Genomic DNA, 18,666 nt, shown 5'->3' on the forward strand with positions numbered 1-18,666 from the left:
AGTTGCCTCTTAATTCTTGCCTCTTAACTCTTACTTCTATCTCTTACCGTCCGTCCAACTCCTGATGAAGCTTGTTAATCACTTCCTTCATCTTGGCGGTTGTTTTTTCTTCGTGCTGATCTGCTAATTTGAGGTAAGCTTTTGCTTTTTCAAAATTACCAAACCTTATGTTAATGTTAGCCACATGCACCAAAGCGGCTACGTGGTCATTAGCCGACCGCAGCGGAAACTGCGCTGCCAGTTCATAATGGTGCTCAGCAGTTTGATAATCCTGACGCTGCAAGTTGATGCCCCCCATTATAAACTCGTAAAAGCCGCGACGCTGTTTGCTTAGCCAATCCGGCCGGTGGATATCATTTAACAGGCGCTCGGCTTTATCATAATCTTTTTTATGAAAAGCTTTTGCCGCCATTATAACGGTGCCTTCTTTAAAGTAGCCCCAAATTAACAAGCCGATAAACATTACAATAATGGCTACCAACTCGTAAACGCGCCATTGCAGCGCAAAGCCCAATAAAATTACAAATGCTCCTATTACAAGTACACGTGCCCTACCGGTGAACATTAATGCTGATCTGTGAATTTATAGCCTACACCACGTATAGAGTGGAAGTAAACCGGGTTTTTAGGATCGGGTTCAAAATACTTACGGAAGGTCAGGATAAAATTATCTATTGTGCGGGTCGACGGATAAACGTCATAGTTCCAAACGGTTTCCAATATCTGCTCGCGCGATACAGCTTCGTTACGACGCTCTATCAGCAACTTTAACAGCATAGTTTCTTTTTTGGTTAAGGCTGTTATAGAACCATCCTCGTTAACCAGTTCGAAAGAGTTGAAATGAATTGTTTTATCGCCAATTTTATAGCTATTGAACTCTTTTAGGTCGTCGCCTTTTAAGCTGCGTTTCACCAGGTTATTTACACGCAGAATTAACTCTTCCAGATTGAAAGGCTTGGTCAGGTAATCATCAGCACCTTTTTTCAGACCTGAAATTTTATCTTCATTGGTATTCTTGGCAGTAAGAAACATGATAGGCACCTCAGAGTTTTCCAGGCGGATGGTTTCGGCCACCACAAAGCCATCTATCTCAGGCATCATAACATCCAGAATAACCAGGTTGAAACGTTCCTCTTTAAATATTTGTAATGCTTTTTTACCGTTGTTGGCAGTTGATACCTTGTAGCCTTCCAGCTCAAGGTTAAGTTTTATAGCCTCTAAAAGATGTTCTTCATCTTCGGCTAACAGAATTCTTTTTTTGGTTTGCATTGTGAGTGTATTTATGCAGTAAAATTTTCTTAACGTCATGCCGAGCCTTTTTCGGCATCTCATACACTAATCGCTTCTACCTTTCCGGTGAGGTGCTGAAATATGTTCAGCATGACATTCAATATTCAAACCCTCCTCATCAATAATCGTGCAGAGTTACCAAAAATAGCATTTATCCCTGCAATCCCATTGTCATATCTACCCGAATGTAACCTCAAAAATACTTCCTACAGGGCGATTATCCTTCACCTTTATACTGGCCTCATGCCGGTCAAGTACCTGTTTTACTATATACAAGCCTAAACCCGTACCTTTTGTATTGCGCGTATCTTCACTTCCCACGCGATAAAACCTGTCAAAAATTCTGCTTTTTTCCGGATCGGCTATGCCAATGCCATGATCTGCCACCTGGAAATGTATTCTACCATCCTTAGCAAACAGTTTTACCACAACCGTTTCGCAAGGTTTAGAGTATTTAATTGCATTCTCTATCAGGTTAGTAACTACTGATGTTAGCGCAAACTTATCGCCTGTAATTTCAATCTTTGGTTCTATTTCGGCGTCAATAATTTGCTGATTGCCGTCGCATTTGGTTATCTGTAAACGGTTAACAATGCTATCTACCAATACAGATAAGTTAAAATTGGCCTTAGGGAAGGTATATGAGCTGTTCTCAATTTTGGCAGCTAACAGCATATTCTCCACCATATCATCCAAACGCTCAATATCCAGTAGCGATTTATCTATAAAATCCAATATCTGGGCTTTACTGAGGTCGCGCTTTTGGATGGTTTGCAGCAGCAACTTAATTGAAGCCAACGGCGATTTTAACTCGTGTGTTACCGAAAGCAGGAAGTTCTTTTTCTGCTCTGCCAATGTACGCTCCCTGTTAAGCGATTTATGCAGGTAAAACGCTCCGGCTAAAAGCACCAGACCAAACATCATTCCTTCGCACAAAATCATCCCTAAACGCTCGGGCTGCATCTTAACCAGCATATAACCCCACCACAGCACCTCTGCCGCGGCGTAAATTATAACAGCGTAAAATATCACTAATGGTCTCTTCATACCCCCTAACCCCCTGAAGGGGGAATTTATTTTTTAAATACCAGATCTAAACTATCAAATATAGCTCTTTTTGTTTTTTCCAGATCAATCTTATTATGAGCTGCTGATATAAAACCAACCTCATATCCAGACGGGCCCAGGTATATGCCACGGTTAATTAATTCACGGTGCATTACTTTGAATTTCTCCATGCTGGCCGGATCAATTTCCTCAGCTTTAGTAATGGCAGCCTTATCAGTAAACGCGAACCAGAAAATGGAACCAATGCTAAATACTTTGAACTTATAGCTACGCGCAGTTGCAAAACGCTGTATGGCATCAACAAACTCCTGTGTTTTATTATTCAGGTCTTTATAAAAGCCTGAGCGCAATAACTCAGTAAGTTGAGCAATACCCGCAGCCATGGCAACCGGATTGCCCGAAAGCGTGCCCGCCTGGTATACGCCACCATCAGGCGATACATGACTCATGATCTCTGCCGACGCTCCGTACATACCTACAGGCAAACCGCCACCTATAATTTTACCATAGGTAATAATATCCGGTTGTATCTGGTAATAGCCAGCAGCACCTTCAAAGCCTACGCGGAAGCCCGATATCACTTCATCAAATATTAACAAGGTACCATTTGCAGTACAAACATCCCTAAGAGTTTGCAGGTATTCTTTAGTTTGCAGCAGCAGGCCGTTGTTAGCCGGTACAGGTTCAATAATTACAGCCGCAATCTGGTCTTTAAAATCAGAAAAGGCTTTGTTTAATGCATCAACATCATTTAAGCCGATAACAATAGTTTCATCAGCAAACGCTTTTGGTACACCAGCTGATGAGGTTTCGCCAAAGGTAACCAACCCCGAGCCCGCTTTAACCAGTAATGAATCTGAGTGGCCATGGTAGCAGCCCTCAAACTTTAATATCTTATCGCGTTTAGTATAACCGCGCGCCAGCCTGATGGCCGACATAACCGCTTCTGTACCCGAGCTTACAAAACGCAGTTTTTGTATGTATTTGTTGTTTTTAAGGATGAGTTCGGCCAGTTCATTTTCCAATGCAGTAGGCGCGCCGAATGACATGCCGTTCTGCATTACCTCAATCACTTTGTCTTTAACCTTCGGATGGTTATGACCCAAAATAAGCGGTCCCCATGAGCAGCAATAGTCAATAAACTCGTTATCGTCGGCATCCCATAAACGGCAACCGTCACCTTTTTTGATAAACAACGGCGTTCCGTGAACAGATTTAAATGCCCTTACCGGCGAGTTAACTCCACCCGGAAAAAAGGTTTTGGCCTTTGCATATAGCTCTGCCGATTTCTCCCTGCTGATATCCGGTTTACCTGTGGTATTAACCGGCGCATCTTCCTCTCCCGAGAACATCTTTTTTATACTGTCTAACATTAGCCCCCCAACCCCCTAAAGGGGGAGTTTGATTTTTACAAATATTTTAAACTTACCCACCATTGTTCCCCCTTCAGGGGGTTAGGGGGCCTATAACCATTTATTCTCCAACACTTCTTTAGCGTGATAGGTCAATATAGCAGTGGCTCCTGCTCTGCGTATGCCCATCAGAACTTCGGTTACGGCGCGTTGCTCGTTTAACCAGCCATTGCGTACGGCGGCTTTAAGCATAGCGTATTCGCCGCTTACATTATACGCTGCAACCGGCAATTGCGTATTGTCTTTCAATAATTTAATTACATCCAGATAAGCCAATGCCGGTTTTACCATCAGGAAATCCGCACCTTCAGTCTCATCTAGTCTCGATTCGATCAAGGCTTCCTGCTGATTAGCTGGATTCATTTGATAGGTTTTCTTATCGCCAAACTTTGGCGCCGAATTCAAAGCATCTCTAAACGGACCATAAAACGCGCTGGCGTATTTGGCAGTGTATGACATGATGGAAACATTTTTGAAGCCATTATCATCCAGCACATTACGGATATACCCCACACGGCCATCCATCATATCGCTTGGCGCTATTATATCAGCGCCACTTTGCGCATGAGCCAAAGCCATTTTGCCTAAAACTTCCAGCGTTTCATCGTTCAATATTACACCGTCCTCAACAATACCGTCGTGCCCGTCAATACTGTATGGGTCCATTGCTACATCGGTAACTATGCAGGCCTCCGGGAAGTTTTTTCTTACCTCACGTATGGCACGTAGGTATAAGGTTTCGTCGCGGTAGCTTTCGGTAGCATATTTATCTTTTAATTCTTCACCAACATTTGGGAACAGATCAAAAGAATACAAACCCAGCTTAAGGCAGCTTTCAATCTCGCGCAGCAGGTTATCTATAGAATAACGGTACATGCCCGGCATGGAGGCAACCTCCACCTTCTGGTTATTACCCTCCACTATAAACAGCGGAAATATAAGGTTAGCCGCGCTAATGTGCGTTTCCTGCACCATTTGGCGTATCACCTCACTTTTTCTATTTCTTCTTGGTCGTTGTAACATTAGCCCCCCAACCCCCTAAAGGGGGAGTTTAATTTTTCTAATTTTATATCTATTACCCCCAAAAACTACTCCCCCTTTAGGGGGCCGGGGGGCATTCCAAACACTGCCTCAGCTAAACCAACTTCGTCCGGCGAGAAAGGGAGTTTATATTTCACGCCCATCTCATCAAATTTTTGTCCGGTTGATTTGCCTATGGCTATTACTTTTTGATAAGGATCAAGCAGGTTGTCAACAAAATAAGCGTCAACGTTTGACGGACTGGTAAATACTAACACTTCAGCTCCTGTTGGCTCTACTTCGTCTTCCAATACAGTTTCATAAATTGGGAGATCAATCACCTTCACATCGGCAGAAAGACCTTTTTGTATTGTTCTTAAAGATTCTTTAGCGCCCGGGAACATCACCGTATCGCCTGCTTTCACCAACTTGGCAAATTCTTCTGCTATATCAGTAGTATCATTGCCTACACCTGCATAATTGGTAAAATAACCTTTTCTACGCAACATCTCTTCAGATCCGGCTCCTACTACACCAAATTTAACATCCTTAGGTAATTGCGGCTCCAACTGAAAAAAATACTCAATTGCATTCTTACTGCTAAAAAACAGCCAGTCTACATGCTTAAATATGTATGAATCTATTTTGGTGATGATAGGCACCGTGCGTATAAGCGAACGCCCCTCAATAACTATATTATGTTTAGCCAATGCCCTGCGGAAGTAGCTTTGTTCAGAAACCTCGCGGGAGATAAACACGGTTGAAGGCATTTTCCTGTCTTTTGCAAAATAGCTGATTACCTTTTGAGCCAAACCATTGGTAGTGGCAGCTTCTATGAACAATCTGTCCGGAAATTCATCCGCCTCATCAGCTTTTGATGCAAACACCTGGAATTGTCCGTCTTCCTTGCGGCAATAAACGCCTAAAGGCAAATGACAACCACCTCCAAACATTTTTAATACGGTGCGCTCAACAGCCAGCTCTTCGGCAACATCAGGATGGTGCAGCGCCTGCAGCGTTTGGTAAAGTTCGGTGTCGTTCTCGCGTATTTGTATTGCCAAGGCACCTTGTGCAGGAGCCGGTATCAATTCGTTAGGTGTTAACTCTTCAACATGGAACTCGCTCAGGTCAATTCCTAAGCGGTGCACCCCTGCTTTGGCCAGCATAATGGCATCATAGCTTTCGTCTCGGAGTTTTTGGATGCGGGTAGGCACGTTACCACGCAATTCTTCAATCTCCAGATCAGGACGATAAGCCAGCAACTGCGCCTTACGCCTGTTAGACGAGGTACCTACTATGCCACCAAACTTTACAGAAAGCTTTTGCTTAACGTCAACACAATCTTTTAAAATAAGCAACAACTCAGAAGGGTCTTCACGCTCAGAAACTGCAGCAATAGTCAACCCCGGTGGATTTTCGGTTGGAAGATCCTTATGTGAGTGTACGGCAAGGTCAATAGTACCTGCCAATAACTCTTCTTCTAATTCTTTGGTGAAGAAGCCCTTACCTTCCAGTTTATCAAAACTCAAATTTAGGATCCGGTCGCCCTGCGTTTTAATAATTTTAAGTTCAGCTTTAACGTTGATGTTTGCCAAGCTATCTTTCACAAAGTTTGCCTGCCACAGCGCAAGTTCGCTGCCGCGTGTTCCTATAATTAATGTTCTTTCCAATTGGCTGTTTATTTGCAACCGCAAATTTAATTTTTTAATGCAGATGATTGAATATTAATTGACGATATGACTTGCGGATGAGCGGATGTGCAAATTGCAGATGTGCGGATGGGCAGATTATAAGTGCATTTATAGACAGACACACTAACTTAAATAAAAAGAGCGATAGAAAAATTCCATCGCTCTTAATTCTTGCTTCTCAACTCTTGCTTCTACCTTAATAAAGCAAATGGTCATACGGATACCTTTTGGTATGAATATCCTTCACCATGTCGTATATCAAACTCCTGAACTCATCAATATTCTCGCGTTCGGTAGCTGAAATAAATATAGCCGGACTATTGTTTTTGGCCATCCAGCTGTGTTTAAAGTCGTCAAGCTTCATTTCATGAACCTCATCTTCGCTGTGAATTTGCACGGGTTGGTAAGCATCAATTTTATTAAACACCATAATGGTTTGCTTATCCAATGCGCCCAACTCCCGTAATGTATCATTAACGGCCCGTATATGATCTTCAAAACTTGGATGGGATACATCAACCACATGAATTAAAATATCTGCCTCGCGCACTTCATCTAACGTTGATTTGAAACACTCTACCAGATCATGCGGTAACTTCCGGATGAAACCAACCGTATCTGACAATAGAAAAGGCACGTTTTCTATCACCACTTTTCTAACCGTTGTATCCAATGTTGCAAAAAGCTTGTTCTCGGCAAACACATCAGATTTTGACAGCATGTTCATAATGGTTGACTTACCAACGTTGGTATACCCAACCAATGCCACGCGTATTAGTTGATGACGGTTTTTGCGCTGCGTTTCGTTCTGCTTGTCAATCTGCTTTAATTTATCTTTAAGCAAAGTAATTTTGTTTAAGATCAACCTACGGTCAGTCTCTATCTGGCTCTCACCCGGGCCACGCATACCAATACCACCTTTCTGGCGCTCTAAGTGCGTCCATAACCGGGTAAGGCGTGGCAACAAGTATTGTAACTGAGCCAGTTCAACCTGGGTTTTAGCCTGCGCGGTTTGCGCGCGGTTTGCAAAAATGTCTAATATCAGGTTGTTTCGGTCAAGTATCTTTACCTGTAGTTCGTTCTCAATATTGCGCAGTTGAGATGGTGTTAACTCATCATCAAACACCACCATATCTATCTCTTCTGCTTTTACATAAGCTTTAATATCTTCTAACCTACCGGAGCCTACAAATGTGGCCCTATCTGGTTTCTGCAACTTTTGGGTAAAAACCTTTTCGGTTTTTGCACCGGCAGTTTCAACTAAAAATGCCAGTTCTTCTAAATATTCTTTAGCACGTTCCTCAGTTTCATTGGCGGTAATAACACCAACTAACACAGCGCGCTCCTGCTTTACAGCAGTATCAAAAAATTTCTTTCTCATTCAGTAATGATTCTATCAATGGGAATGCCAAGTTAACAAAAGCTTAACGGCGTGACAAACTTACACAAGCACACAGCAAAAAGCTGACATGACATTCGATAAATAATTTTAGTTAATTAAACGGAATACTCCGATCCGGCTATCTGGGAGATGCCTTGCCTTGGGGCCGAAGTATTATTGTATTGCAGTAATATTCATGATGGTGCAAATGTACACATTTTATTAAATACGAACGTTGCCGTATTTATGGATAATTTAGCGCGGTTTAAAATTCCCAATTAATTAAACCATATTGCATTTAAATTGGTTACCATATTTAAAACTATTATGAAAAAGATAACATTATCCGTTATAGCGATAAGCGCATTTGTGGTTACAGCCGCTGCTCAAAGTACAACCGGCAAGTCAAGCAGCACCCAACGCCCAAGTACCCAACAAATTGGCCAATCAGGTTCAAATGGTACCGGAGATGGCGTAAAGCAAAATATACTGAATGGAACCGGCGACGGTTTAGCCAATCAAGATAAGAGAACATACAGTCAGCAGTTAGAAGATAGAGGGCTGTTACCATCTAAACCGGGTGCGCATAGCAGCGAAAATCATGAAGCTCACCCTTCAACTACACCCAGTACACCCGGCGAACATGAAAGGGCTCCGTCGGAAGCCGATGCTAAAGTGAAGCCTACCCACTAACGGGAACACTATGACTTTTAAAAAAACAACCATTGTTGAAACAACGCTAACCCGCGTTATTCATACAATGGTTGTTTTATATTGATAACGGTCGAATATCAACCTAAGACTATTATTTCTTTCCCTTATCCACCTGCTGCATAACATTCAAACTCATCAATTGCTTCATGGTTTGTTGCATGGAGTCTGTTGAGCCATCCAGAAATATTACGTTGCCATCAGAATTTTCAGCAAAGTGCTTGATCGATTCCGTCCACATGGTGAATAGTATTACAGAGGTATCCATGTGGGCCTGCTCCATTTCCTTAGCAGCAGCGCTCATACCCTTGGCCACTTCCTGACGGAACAGTGCCACACCTTGTCCGCGCAGTTGTGATGCCTGGCGCTCCGCCTCGGCAGATATTTTAATGGCGTTACCTTCGGCCTCTGCGGCTTTTGTCTTGGTGATCAACAATGCCTGGCCTTCATTTTCAGCAGCGGCCTTAAGGTTGTTTGATGCCACCACCTGGCTCATAGACTTCATGATCACATCATCAAATGTAATGTCATTTAACTGAAGGTCCTGTAAATGGTAACCCCATGTTTCTAAAATATTATCTAATTGTTCTTTAACATGTTCTACAATTTCGCGGCGCAATATCAATACTTCTGATTGGCGTTTAGTTGCAACAAAGGCACGAATAGAACCTTCTACCGTACGGATCAAAGCCTGCATTAAATTGCGCTCATCAACAAACTTAAAGGCCACGTTTTTTATGGTTTCCTCGTTTTGATCCAACACCGAGAAGAGCAGCATGGCTTTGAAATACACATTAGCCTGGTCAAAAGTAACGGCTTGAAACTCCAACTCTACCGAGCGGTTCTGTATAGATATTTTGGAGTGAATAGCCTCTATAACGGGTATCTTAAAATTAAGCCCTGGAGTTAATATCCGCCGATACTTCCCGAATACAGTAATTACTGCAATGGTGCCCTGTTTTACAGTCACAAATGACGAAAACACCACGGCCAAGACGATAAAGACTAAAATAAAGGATACAATTTGACTTTGCATTTATTAATTTTTTAATGTGTTTAGGAGTATTGGATTGAATTGGAGTGCAATTTGTTTATAAAAGTACTGATTAATTTTTTAAGTTATGAACGTTAAACGGACCTTTGGAACAGTACTCACGCTATTAGGCATTATTGGCCTTATTTATACCGGAGTAGTGATTATACAACGCAGCGGCAACGCGCTTAATCTGGCTGTAATAGGCATCATCGGCCTTATATTCTTTTTAACAGGTATTGGCCTGGTGCGCAACACCAAAGACGAAGCTGCTTAAACAAGCATTTTTGGAATTGCAAACCGGTATTGTTGATTTAATAGTCTGCATTACCGGTTTGCTGTTTAAACTTATTTCTCATCCAAGAATTTACTATAGCAACTTTCAAACGCCCCCTCTTTTAATTATTATTCTAATAGAACTATCTTTATTCAAAATGCGTTAATTTTGTAATATGGAAACATTGATAGTTCATCCTGAAAACAAAGAGCAACTTACCGCCCTTAAGGCTTTTATGAAAGCTTTTAAAATATCATTCACTGAAGAAAAGCAGGGGTATGATCCGGAATTTGTGGCAATGATCAAACAGGGCGATGAAGACCTTAAAGCCGGGAAAGGTGTTAAAGTTGATGTTGAAAATTTATGGAAATAATATTTACCCGAAAGCTTTGGCTGATCTTAACGATTGGCAAAGGAGCGGGAATATTAAAATACAAAACAAGATCAAAGAACTACTTCAGTCAATCATTGCAACACCTTTTTCAGGAGTAGGCAAATCCGAAGCACTGAAACATAATTTATCCGGTAAATGGTCAAGAAGGATAAATAAGGAGCATAGGATAATTTATGGTGTAATTGACGTTACTATCTACGTATATTCCCTAAAAGGCCACTATTAAGTTACTTCATGAGCACAACCACCACAAACATACTTCCCGGCCGTTATTGTAATTCGTTAACCGAATACTCGCGCTTTGTTACGCGCGAGGTTTTTATTGGCGATTTGGCCATGGGCGGCAATAATCCCATCCGAATACAAAGCATGACAACTACTGATACCATGGACACCATCGGTACGGTAGAACAGTCCATCAGGATGATAGAGGCCGGTTGCGAGTTGGTGCGTATCACCGCGCCCAGCATAAAAGAAGCCCAAAACCTCGCCGAAATAAAAAAAGAACTGCGTAACCGCGGCTATAACACACCCTTAGTTGCTGATATACACTTTACCCCAAACGCTGCCGAAGTTGCAGCGCGCATTGTGGAGAAAGTTCGGGTTAACCCTGGCAATTATGCCGACAAAAAGAAATTTGATCAGATAGATTACACCGACCTTGAGTACAAAGCTGAATTAGAGCGCATTTATCAAAAATTTGCGCCCTTGGTTAAAATCTGCAAAGAGTATGGCACTGCAATGCGTATAGGCACTAACCATGGTTCGTTAAGCGACAGGATAATGAGTCGCTATGGCGATACACCGCATGGTATGGTAGAGTCGGCTATGGAATTTATGCGCATGTGCGAGGCATTGAATTACCATAACCTGGTTATCTCCATGAAGTCAAGCAATCCGCAGGTAATGGTGCAGGCTTACCGCTTATTGGTGGAAACCATGGTTGCGGAAGGTATGAACTACCCATTACACCTGGGTGTTACCGAAGCCGGAGATGGCGAAGATGGGCGCATAAAATCGGCAGTTGGGATAGGTACTTTACTGGAAGACGGCCTTGGCGATACCGTACGTGTATCGCTAACAGAAGAACCTGAAGCTGAAGCACCGGTAGCAAGAGCTTTGGTAGAACGATACAGTCAAAGGCTAAAAGGTGAAAGTCCGAAAGACGGAAAGTCCGAAAGTATAAAAGTCTCCCCTACAGGGGGAGATTTAGAGGGGGCTCATAGTCCTTACGAATACAAAAAACGCCAAACTTACGAAGCTAATGCATTTATTGGCGGACACATGGTGCCGCGTGTAGTGGTTGATCTGTCAAAAGCTAATTTGAAAGATCCTGCCATTTTGAATGACGCGGGTTACATTTATTCGCCTTTACTGGATAAATACAACATGGGTGAGCAGTCTGTTGATTTTGTTTATTTTGCTGATGAGTTGCCGTCGTTCAATTTACCGGGCAACTTAAAGCAACTTTATAATTATGCCACCTGGCAAAAGCTAACTACTAAAACGCTTTGCCACCCGGTGTTTACCTTGCAAGAATTTTTAGGCGACGTTAACCGTTCATCTGCATTAAACCTGGTTAGGATAAAGCCTGCTGATATTGAATCGGAAGCGTTTGGCTCATTACCATTTAATAACTCACTGGTTTTTGTTTTAGAGACGGATGCACTGCACGGCATGGCCGATCAACGCGCGTTTTTCTTTAAAATGGAAGAGCTGGGTTTAGAAGTACCGGTGATCATTAAGCGTAGCTATGCGCTTGAGTCGGAAAGTCCGGAAGTCGGAAAGTCCGAAAGAGTTGGTTCTGCCACATTATTACAGCTTTATTCAGCTACTGACTTAGGCGCTTTATTAGTTGACGGTTTTGGCGACGGTATCTGGATAGATGCGCCTGAAGTTGATGTAAAAACAATTACATCCACAGCATTTGGCATATTACAGGCAACGCGTTCGCGCATCTCAAAAACGGAATACATCTCTTGCCCAAGCTGTGGGCGAACGCTGTTTGATCTGATGATTACCACACAAATGATCCGCAGCCGTACCAGTCATCTTAAAGGCTTAAAAATTGGCATTATGGGCTGTATAGTAAACGGCCCGGGCGAAATGGCCGATGCCGATTATGGCTATGTGGGTGCTGGTGTAGACAAGATAACTTTATATAGAGGTAAGGAAGCCGTTAAAAAGAACATCAGCTCGGCGAACGCGTTGGATGAGTTGATAGGCATCATTAAAGATGATGGCAATTGGATAGAGCCTGTGGTGGATTAATTAGTTGATTAGTAATTAGAGATTAGTTTTTAATTATTGACCATATGCCCAACATCGTTTACATAGCAACCAGTATTGACGGCTACATTGCCAAACCCGACGGCGGTATTGATTGGCTCAACGAGATTCCCAACCCGGATGGTAACGATTACGGCTTTGGCGAGTTTATGAAACGCATTGATGGCATATTAATGGGCCGCAGCACCTACGAAATTGTGATGGACTTTGAGCAGTGGTTTTACTCTAAACCTGTATTTGTGCTGAGTAATACATGGAAAGAACTACCCGGCAAGTGGGCCAGTAAGGCTGAGTTAATAAAACGTCATACAACCGATGAACTATTAGAAACCTTGTATGCCAAGGGCATTAATACCATTTACGTTGATGGCGGTAAAACCATACAAACTTTTCTGGCTGCCGATAAAATAGACGAAATGATCATCACCCGGGTGCCTATAGTTTTAGGAGCCGGTATACCTTTATTTACGCCTGATCTGCCAGAACTCAGGTTTGAGCACATTGCTACCGAAACCTACCATGGCGGCTTGGTAAAAAGCCATTATTTACGCAAACGGTAACTACACTACACACCTCTTCTTAAACTTAACATTAGCTTAATACAGCTTTAAATTATTCCGTTAGTAATTTCATACTTTTATTGTATGAAATTCAGGGTACTTATACTCATTAACGCAGCAGCTGTAGCGGTTACGGTTTCGGCCATTAACTACTATTTTCAAAAAGACCTTTATGCCATGTCGGTAGCCTTCCTGGCCACCTTTGTTACCAGCTTTATTGTATTCTATTACTTAATTGAGAAATACATCTACTCAAAAATAAAGCTGATCTATAAACTCATTCATAACCTTAAATTGGGGCGCGACCTGCGCGATGCACTTGGAGAACACACCAGCGCCGACCCTATTAATGACGTAGAGAAAGAAGTGAAAGAATGGGCGCGCCTGAAAAAAACCGAGATAGATGCGCTGAAAGTGCAGGAGAAATTCCGCCGCGATTTTTTATCTAATATATCTCACGAGTTTAAGACGCCCCTTTTTGCCATACAAGGCTACATTGAGGCCATTCAGGATGATGACCTGGAAGATAAAGAAATGGTGCGCCAGTTTTTGGATAAGGCATCCCGGAACGTTGACCGCCTGAGTTACTTAATTAAGGATCTGGATGAGATATCTAAACTGGAATCGGGCGAATTGCCCATTAACTACAGTAGGTTTAAAATTAACGATCTTATTAAAGAAGTGATTGAAACACTGGAAATTAAAGCCAAACAACATCACATAAAAATAAGCTTTAAGCAGAAGTATGACGAGCCAACTACGGTTAACGCCGACAGGCAAAAAATAACGCAGGTATTGGTTAACCTGTTAGATAACTCGTTTAAATATGGCAAGCAAGGCGGCACAACATCAGTCACCCTATTTGATCTGGATGAACAGGTTCTGGTGGAAGTTACCGATGATGGCATTGGCATAGAAGAAAAATATTTGCCGCGCCTGTTTGAACGTTTTTTCCGTACAGACGCCAGCCGTTCAAGGCAAATAGGTGGATCAGGATTAGGGTTAGCCATTGTTAAGCACATTATTGAGGCGCATCAGCAAACCATTAATGTGCGCAGTACTGAGGGCCTGGGTTCAACATTTGGTTTTACCTTAGAAAAAGTTAAGCAAGTGTTACCATTTCCCGCATTACCAATATTAAAAAGTTAACATTAACTTAACATTGCAAATGTACCTTTGACACAAATTAATTTAAAATGTCGTTAAACAGTATATTCCAGTACTTTGTACCCAAAGACAAAAAAGTATTTTTTCCGTTGTTTGAACAGGCCGCTAACAATGCAGTGGTAATGTCAACCATTTTGGTTGAGGCAGTTAACTCAAATAACCCGGCAACCCGAGAGGATCTATTCAAACAAATTGACAAGCTGGAAAATAAAGGCGACGAAATTACGCATCAGGTATTTTTAGAGCTGGGCAAAAACTTTATTACTCCTTTTGACCGCGAAGATATACACGCACTTACCAGCGCAATTGACGACGTAGCCGATTATATACAGGGTGCCGCTAACCGCATGAACCTTTATCGTATTGACGATTATAACGACCATATACGTAAGCTTTGCGAATTGGTATTGCAAGGCAGTACTGAACTGGAAAAAGCAGTACGCGAATTAAAAGACCTACGCAATGTACGTGCTATTGCTGATTCCTGCATCCGCATTAATAGCGTTGAAAATCAGGCTGACTATGTTTTTGACCGTGCAGTTGCAGACTTGTTCCTTTACGAAAAAGATGCCATCCGCTTAATAAAATATAAAGAGATATACGCGGCCTTAGAAACAGCTACCGATATGTGCGAAGACGCTGCCGACGTTATGGAATCCATTTTAGTTAAAAACGCCTAATTTTTTATAAATTAAATGGTTACCACCCTTTTAGTTATTGTAGTTGCCCTTGCGTTAATATTTGATTATACCAATGGTTTCCATGATGCGGCCAACTCAATAGCCACAGTAGTATCAACCAAAGTGTTAACCCCTTTCCAGGCGGTACTTTGGGCTGCAGCGTTTAACTTTCTTGCATATTTTGTTGTTACCGATCATAAAGTGGCCAATACAGTTGCCAAAATTGTAGTAATGGATTACGTAAACATTCAGGTACTACTTGCCGGCTTACTGGCAGCCATTACCTGGAATTTAATAACCTGGTGGTTTGGTATTCCTTCAAGTTCGTCGCATACGTTAATTGGCGGCTTTGCAGGTGCAGGTATAACGAATGCATTATATATGGGTGCAGCTCCGCTTGATGCTGTAAACATGAAGTACATCACCACAATAATTTCTTACATCGTATTAGCGCCTGTAATAGGTTTAACCATAGGTTATATTATTACGGTAATAATTATGTGGATATGTAAAAATGCCAAGCCGGCTACTGCCGAGCGTTGGTTCAAGGTTTTACAGTTAGCCACATCCGCATTACTAAGCTTTGCTCACGGTACAAATGATGCACAAAAGGTAATGGGTATTTTATTTGTTGCTGTAGTAAGCCAGGGTGTTATTGCTAAAGATGCACCCATGCCTGAATGGATTCCGTTAGCTTGTTATTCTGCCATTGCTTTGGGCACTATGAGCGGCGGCTGGAAAATTGTTAAAACCATGGGCAGCAAAATTACCAAGATCACCTCATTGGAAGGGGTGAGCGCTGAAACAGCTGCGGCCGTTACCCTTAAAATTACTGAGCATTTTGGTATCCCGGTATCAACCACGCATACCATTACAGGTTCAATTATTGGTGTTGGCTTAACCAAACGTATATCAGCAGTACGTTGGGGTGTAACCATACCGTTAATGTGGGCCTGGGTTATTACCATACCTATTTCAGCAATAATAGCAGGTACGGTATTTATGTTATTGCGAGTTTTCGGCGTATAAAACTCTTTGCTTCAAAAAGCGTTTTAAGGGTATGAAAAAAAACTTTTACCTGTTGCTTCCATTATTGTTGATTGCATTACCGTTTAGCGGATGCGATGTTGCACAACAAGCCGCTACCGCTGTTATCAATTCACAGGGACAACCCTCTACGCTGGAGATCACTACCGCTTTAAAACAAGCATTAGAGCAGGGCTCAACCAACAGTACTGCAGAGCTTTCGGCTGTTGACGGTTTTTTTGCTAATGCAGCCGTAAAAATATTATTCCCACCCGAAGCCCGAAAAGCTGAAAGTACACTACGCAGCATTGGTTTAGGTAAACTGGCTGATGATGTGATACTATCTCTTAACCGTGCTGCCGAAGATGCAGCCAAACAGGCTAAACCTATATTTGTGAATGCGGTGAAGCAAATGACCTTGCAAGACGTTACCAACATTTTGTTTGGTAGCCAGGATGCAGCAACACAGTATTTTAAACGCACCACCACGCCCGATCTGTTAAGCAAATTTAAACCTGTTATACAGGTTAGTTTAAACAAAGTAGGCGCAACACGTTACTATACAGATGCTGTTAATGCTTACAATAAAATACCGTTGGTAACCAAGCTTAACCCTGATATTGCAGACTATGCTACGCAAAAAGCAATTGAAGGTGTGTTTTATGAAATTGCGCAGGAGGAATTAAAAATTCGTCAGAATATTAGCGCCCGCACTACGCCGTTAATGCAAAAGGTTTTTGCGTACGCCGAAAAAAATAAAAATGGCGGCAGACATTAATTGCCTGCCTCTTTAAACTTAAGGGTAATTACTTTCTTTTCGTCTTTCTTGCCGTTACCTATCCATTCGGGACCATTTTTTATCAACTGAATAGCTTTCTGTCCCGCAGCATCGTCTCCGGCCTTATTGATCTGAAAGTTGCTCAACGTTCCGTCTTTTTCAACAGTGAAACTAACCCTATAGGTTCCTTTATTACCATCGGGAGAAACAGCGTTGGCATTAAGGTATTTTCGATAGTTCTCCCATCCGTTTTTTGGATGCGCACCACCCGTTTTGTCAACCGTTTTAACAACTACCACTTCACTCAATGAAGCATTTTCAGGTTCAAGTGCTACAATGTTTGGTTTAGCGTTTCCGTCAACATCTAACTTCTTAGTTTGGTAACCTATAAAATTATAAGTCAGGTTAGTATTATTACTGTCGGCCTTTAACGTATAAGCGCCATCTGCACCGGTTACTGCAACTGTTCCTGTAGCTCCTGCTCTAACGGTCACACCGGCTAAAGGCGCGCCATCTGAGGCGCTTACAACCTTTCCCTGTATTATCTTAGCAGATGCGGCAACTGGCGCACTCACAGCCCCAGCCTTATCTGCCCTGCGTTGCCTACCCATAGAAACCACAATAAGCTCGTTCAGGGGCACGGAATCTGTTTTAGAGCGTGATCTCATTGCCATTTCCTCTAACGTCCCTGTACCGGGTATACCGGAGGCCGAAGCAATTTCGGCTGTTTCGTCCGAAGATGCACCAACATCACTTTGTACATCCGCGTGTCTGTATGCTTTCTTAAAGCTTCGCGGTGAGCGTATAACAGCTTTAGGAATATTTACAGCTAATAGCGAGTCTTTATTAATGCTGATCTGCGGTTCAATAACCTGAGGTGAGGGCGCAACCGTAGTTTTATCAGGTGCATTGCCGGCAACCTGGGGTTGTATTACCGGCTGGCGCGAATTAAACAGCCAAACACCTACACCTAATACCGCAATAACAGATGCCGCAACCGCCAGACGACCTAGCGTAAAAACTTTGGCTTCCGGCCGTTCAATACGCTTTTGTAAGGTAACGTTAAGCTGTGCAGCAGCCTTGTCCTGATTACCGGCTGTTTCAAAACCCTCCAAGGCATCCATCAAAAAAGGATCGCCAAGAGCACGCCGTTCCAGCTCATGCATGGCACGGGCATCCAGCTTCCCTTCCAGATACTTTTTGATTTGCAATATGTCGGCCTTGTTAGTATCCACTCTTCTTTTCTAAACAAATCTTCAGGTTACGTTTACCGTTTTGTATATAGCTTTTCACTTCGTTAAGAGTAAAGCCTGTTAGCTCAGCAATTTCTTTGTAGCACTTCTGTTTCAAATAAAACAGATCAACACTTCGTTGTTGGGCGGGTATTAATTTATCCATGCATTTTTCCAAAGCGGTAAGCGCCTGTTCCCTGTTCTCATCATCAGGATGCAAAACGGGGTTAAATTCCATAAAGTCGTCCAGACCAATTGTTTCCATTTTTTTGCCGCTGCGTAATTGCATTAAACAATAATTGCGGGCCAGCACATACAACCAACTCCTGAACTGTTTTATGTCGTGCTGCTTTACCTTGGTTATCAACTCTTCAAAAATGCCCATAACAGCATCCTTCGAGAGTTCTTCGTCTTTTAAATATTTTAAACAAACACCATACACCAATTGCATGTACTTTTGGTAAAGCGTACCCAATACGGTCAGATCATCGCTTTTACGATATCGTTGTAGCAGTTCATCATCATCTGCGTCATCGGGTCTAACTGGCTTGGTAAAAAACTTCACGGATTGACAAATCTAACCATGATTTTCATGATTAAAAGAATTTTTTTCGTCCGACTATGATTTGTAAGATTAATTGGATTATAGGAATGCTT

General features: G+C 42.3%; 20 protein-coding genes. 10 read left to right on the forward strand and 10 right to left on the reverse strand.

Going from position 1 to position 18,666, the window contains the following annotated elements:
- Window positions 1-43 precede the first annotated feature (43 nt).
- The 7 genes from CLV57_RS16555 to hflX form a co-directional block, all read right to left on the reverse strand.
- Window positions 44-565 carry a tetratricopeptide repeat protein gene (locus tag CLV57_RS16555; protein ID WP_100342490.1) on the reverse strand — a complete coding sequence of 174 codons (522 nt, stop codon included), beginning with the start codon at window positions 563-565 and terminating at the stop codon, window positions 44-46.
- Window positions 565-1,269, reverse strand: a complete 705-nt coding sequence (locus CLV57_RS16560) for a response regulator transcription factor (RefSeq protein ID WP_100342491.1) — start codon at window positions 1,267-1,269, stop codon at window positions 565-567. Before CLV57_RS16560 ends, CLV57_RS16555 begins: the two co-directional genes overlap by 1 nt.
- Before the next feature lie 198 nt (window positions 1,270-1,467).
- Window positions 1,468-2,337, reverse strand: coding sequence for a sensor histidine kinase (locus CLV57_RS16565; protein WP_100342492.1), 870 nt, complete (start codon window positions 2,335-2,337; stop codon window positions 1,468-1,470).
- 26 nt (window positions 2,338-2,363) lie between these two features.
- Window positions 2,364-3,731 (reverse strand): glutamate-1-semialdehyde 2,1-aminomutase, encoded by a 1,368-nt coding sequence (hemL, locus tag CLV57_RS16570; protein WP_100342493.1) that lies wholly within the window; start codon window positions 3,729-3,731, stop codon window positions 2,364-2,366.
- A gap of 90 nt (window positions 3,732-3,821) precedes the next feature.
- A complete protein-coding gene (gene hemB, locus CLV57_RS16575) occupies window positions 3,822-4,793 on the reverse strand; it encodes a porphobilinogen synthase (protein ID WP_100342494.1) in 972 nt (323 codons plus the stop codon).
- 65 nt (window positions 4,794-4,858) lie between these two features.
- The gene (hemC, locus tag CLV57_RS16580) at window positions 4,859-6,460 is read right to left on the reverse strand and encodes a hydroxymethylbilane synthase (RefSeq protein WP_100342875.1); all 1,602 of its coding nucleotides are present in this window, start codon (window positions 6,458-6,460) and stop codon (window positions 4,859-4,861) included.
- 217 nt (window positions 6,461-6,677) lie between these two features.
- Window positions 6,678-7,862: a GTPase HflX gene (gene hflX / locus CLV57_RS16585; protein ID WP_100342495.1), complete on the reverse strand. Its 1,185-nt coding sequence runs from the start codon at window positions 7,860-7,862 to the stop codon at window positions 6,678-6,680.
- Between the two features lie 327 nt (window positions 7,863-8,189).
- Between hflX and CLV57_RS16590 the strand changes: the two genes are divergently transcribed.
- Window positions 8,190-8,555, forward strand: coding sequence for a hypothetical protein (locus tag CLV57_RS16590; protein ID WP_100342496.1), 366 nt, complete (start codon window positions 8,190-8,192; stop codon window positions 8,553-8,555).
- Window positions 8,556-8,667: 112 nt separating this feature from the next.
- On the opposite strand, the gene CLV57_RS16595 is transcribed toward CLV57_RS16590, so the two are convergent.
- Window positions 8,668-9,609 (reverse strand): SPFH domain-containing protein, encoded by a 942-nt coding sequence (locus tag CLV57_RS16595; RefSeq protein ID WP_100342497.1) that lies wholly within the window; start codon window positions 9,607-9,609, stop codon window positions 8,668-8,670.
- 85 nt (window positions 9,610-9,694) lie between these two features.
- Between CLV57_RS16595 and CLV57_RS16600 the strand changes: the two genes are divergently transcribed.
- From CLV57_RS16600 to CLV57_RS16640, 9 genes are all read left to right on the forward strand, one after another.
- Window positions 9,695-9,883, forward strand: a complete 189-nt coding sequence (locus tag CLV57_RS16600; RefSeq protein WP_100342498.1) for a hypothetical protein — start codon at window positions 9,695-9,697, stop codon at window positions 9,881-9,883.
- 175 nt (window positions 9,884-10,058) lie between these two features.
- Window positions 10,059-10,256 carry a DUF2683 family protein gene (locus tag CLV57_RS16605; RefSeq protein WP_100342499.1) on the forward strand — a complete coding sequence of 66 codons (198 nt, stop codon included), beginning with the start codon at window positions 10,059-10,061 and terminating at the stop codon, window positions 10,254-10,256.
- Window positions 10,234-10,503, forward strand: coding sequence for a Txe/YoeB family addiction module toxin (locus CLV57_RS16610; protein WP_100342500.1), 270 nt, complete (start codon window positions 10,234-10,236; stop codon window positions 10,501-10,503). Before CLV57_RS16605 ends, CLV57_RS16610 begins: the two co-directional genes overlap by 23 nt.
- 8 nt (window positions 10,504-10,511) lie before the next feature.
- A complete protein-coding gene (gene ispG / locus CLV57_RS16615; protein WP_100342501.1) occupies window positions 10,512-12,548 on the forward strand; it encodes a (E)-4-hydroxy-3-methylbut-2-enyl-diphosphate synthase in 2,037 nt (678 codons plus the stop codon).
- Between the two features lie 44 nt (window positions 12,549-12,592).
- Complete coding sequence (locus CLV57_RS16620; RefSeq protein ID WP_100342502.1) at window positions 12,593-13,126, forward strand: dihydrofolate reductase family protein; 534 nt, start codon at window positions 12,593-12,595, stop codon at window positions 13,124-13,126.
- A gap of 84 nt (window positions 13,127-13,210) precedes the next feature.
- A complete protein-coding gene (locus CLV57_RS16625; RefSeq protein WP_100342503.1) occupies window positions 13,211-14,275 on the forward strand; it encodes a sensor histidine kinase in 1,065 nt (354 codons plus the stop codon).
- A 47-nt stretch (window positions 14,276-14,322) separates the two neighbouring features.
- On the forward strand, window positions 14,323-14,973 hold the full coding sequence (locus tag CLV57_RS16630; protein WP_100342504.1) for a DUF47 domain-containing protein: 651 nt from the start codon (window positions 14,323-14,325) through the stop codon (window positions 14,971-14,973).
- Window positions 14,974-14,988: 15 nt separating this feature from the next.
- Window positions 14,989-16,002 carry an inorganic phosphate transporter gene (locus CLV57_RS16635; RefSeq protein ID WP_100342505.1) on the forward strand — a complete coding sequence of 338 codons (1,014 nt, stop codon included), beginning with the start codon at window positions 14,989-14,991 and terminating at the stop codon, window positions 16,000-16,002.
- Window positions 16,003-16,033: 31 nt separating this feature from the next.
- The gene (locus CLV57_RS16640; RefSeq protein ID WP_100342506.1) at window positions 16,034-16,777 is read left to right on the forward strand and encodes a DUF4197 domain-containing protein; all 744 of its coding nucleotides are present in this window, start codon (window positions 16,034-16,036) and stop codon (window positions 16,775-16,777) included.
- Here the strand turns inward: CLV57_RS16640 and CLV57_RS16645 are convergent.
- Window positions 16,774-18,012, reverse strand: a complete 1,239-nt coding sequence (locus CLV57_RS16645; protein WP_100342507.1) for a carboxypeptidase-like regulatory domain-containing protein — start codon at window positions 18,010-18,012, stop codon at window positions 16,774-16,776. The two genes, CLV57_RS16640 and CLV57_RS16645, sit on opposite strands and share 4 nt — an antisense overlap.
- Window positions 18,002-18,574 carry an RNA polymerase sigma factor gene (locus CLV57_RS16650; protein ID WP_100342508.1) on the reverse strand — a complete coding sequence of 191 codons (573 nt, stop codon included), beginning with the start codon at window positions 18,572-18,574 and terminating at the stop codon, window positions 18,002-18,004. The genes CLV57_RS16645 and CLV57_RS16650 overlap by 11 nt, the downstream gene beginning before the upstream one ends.
- Between the last annotated feature and the right edge of the window lie 92 nt (window positions 18,575-18,666).

Source organism: Mucilaginibacter auburnensis, from assembly GCF_002797815.1.
In the GTDB taxonomy this organism is placed as follows: Bacteria; Bacteroidota; Bacteroidia; order Sphingobacteriales; family Sphingobacteriaceae; genus Mucilaginibacter; species Mucilaginibacter auburnensis.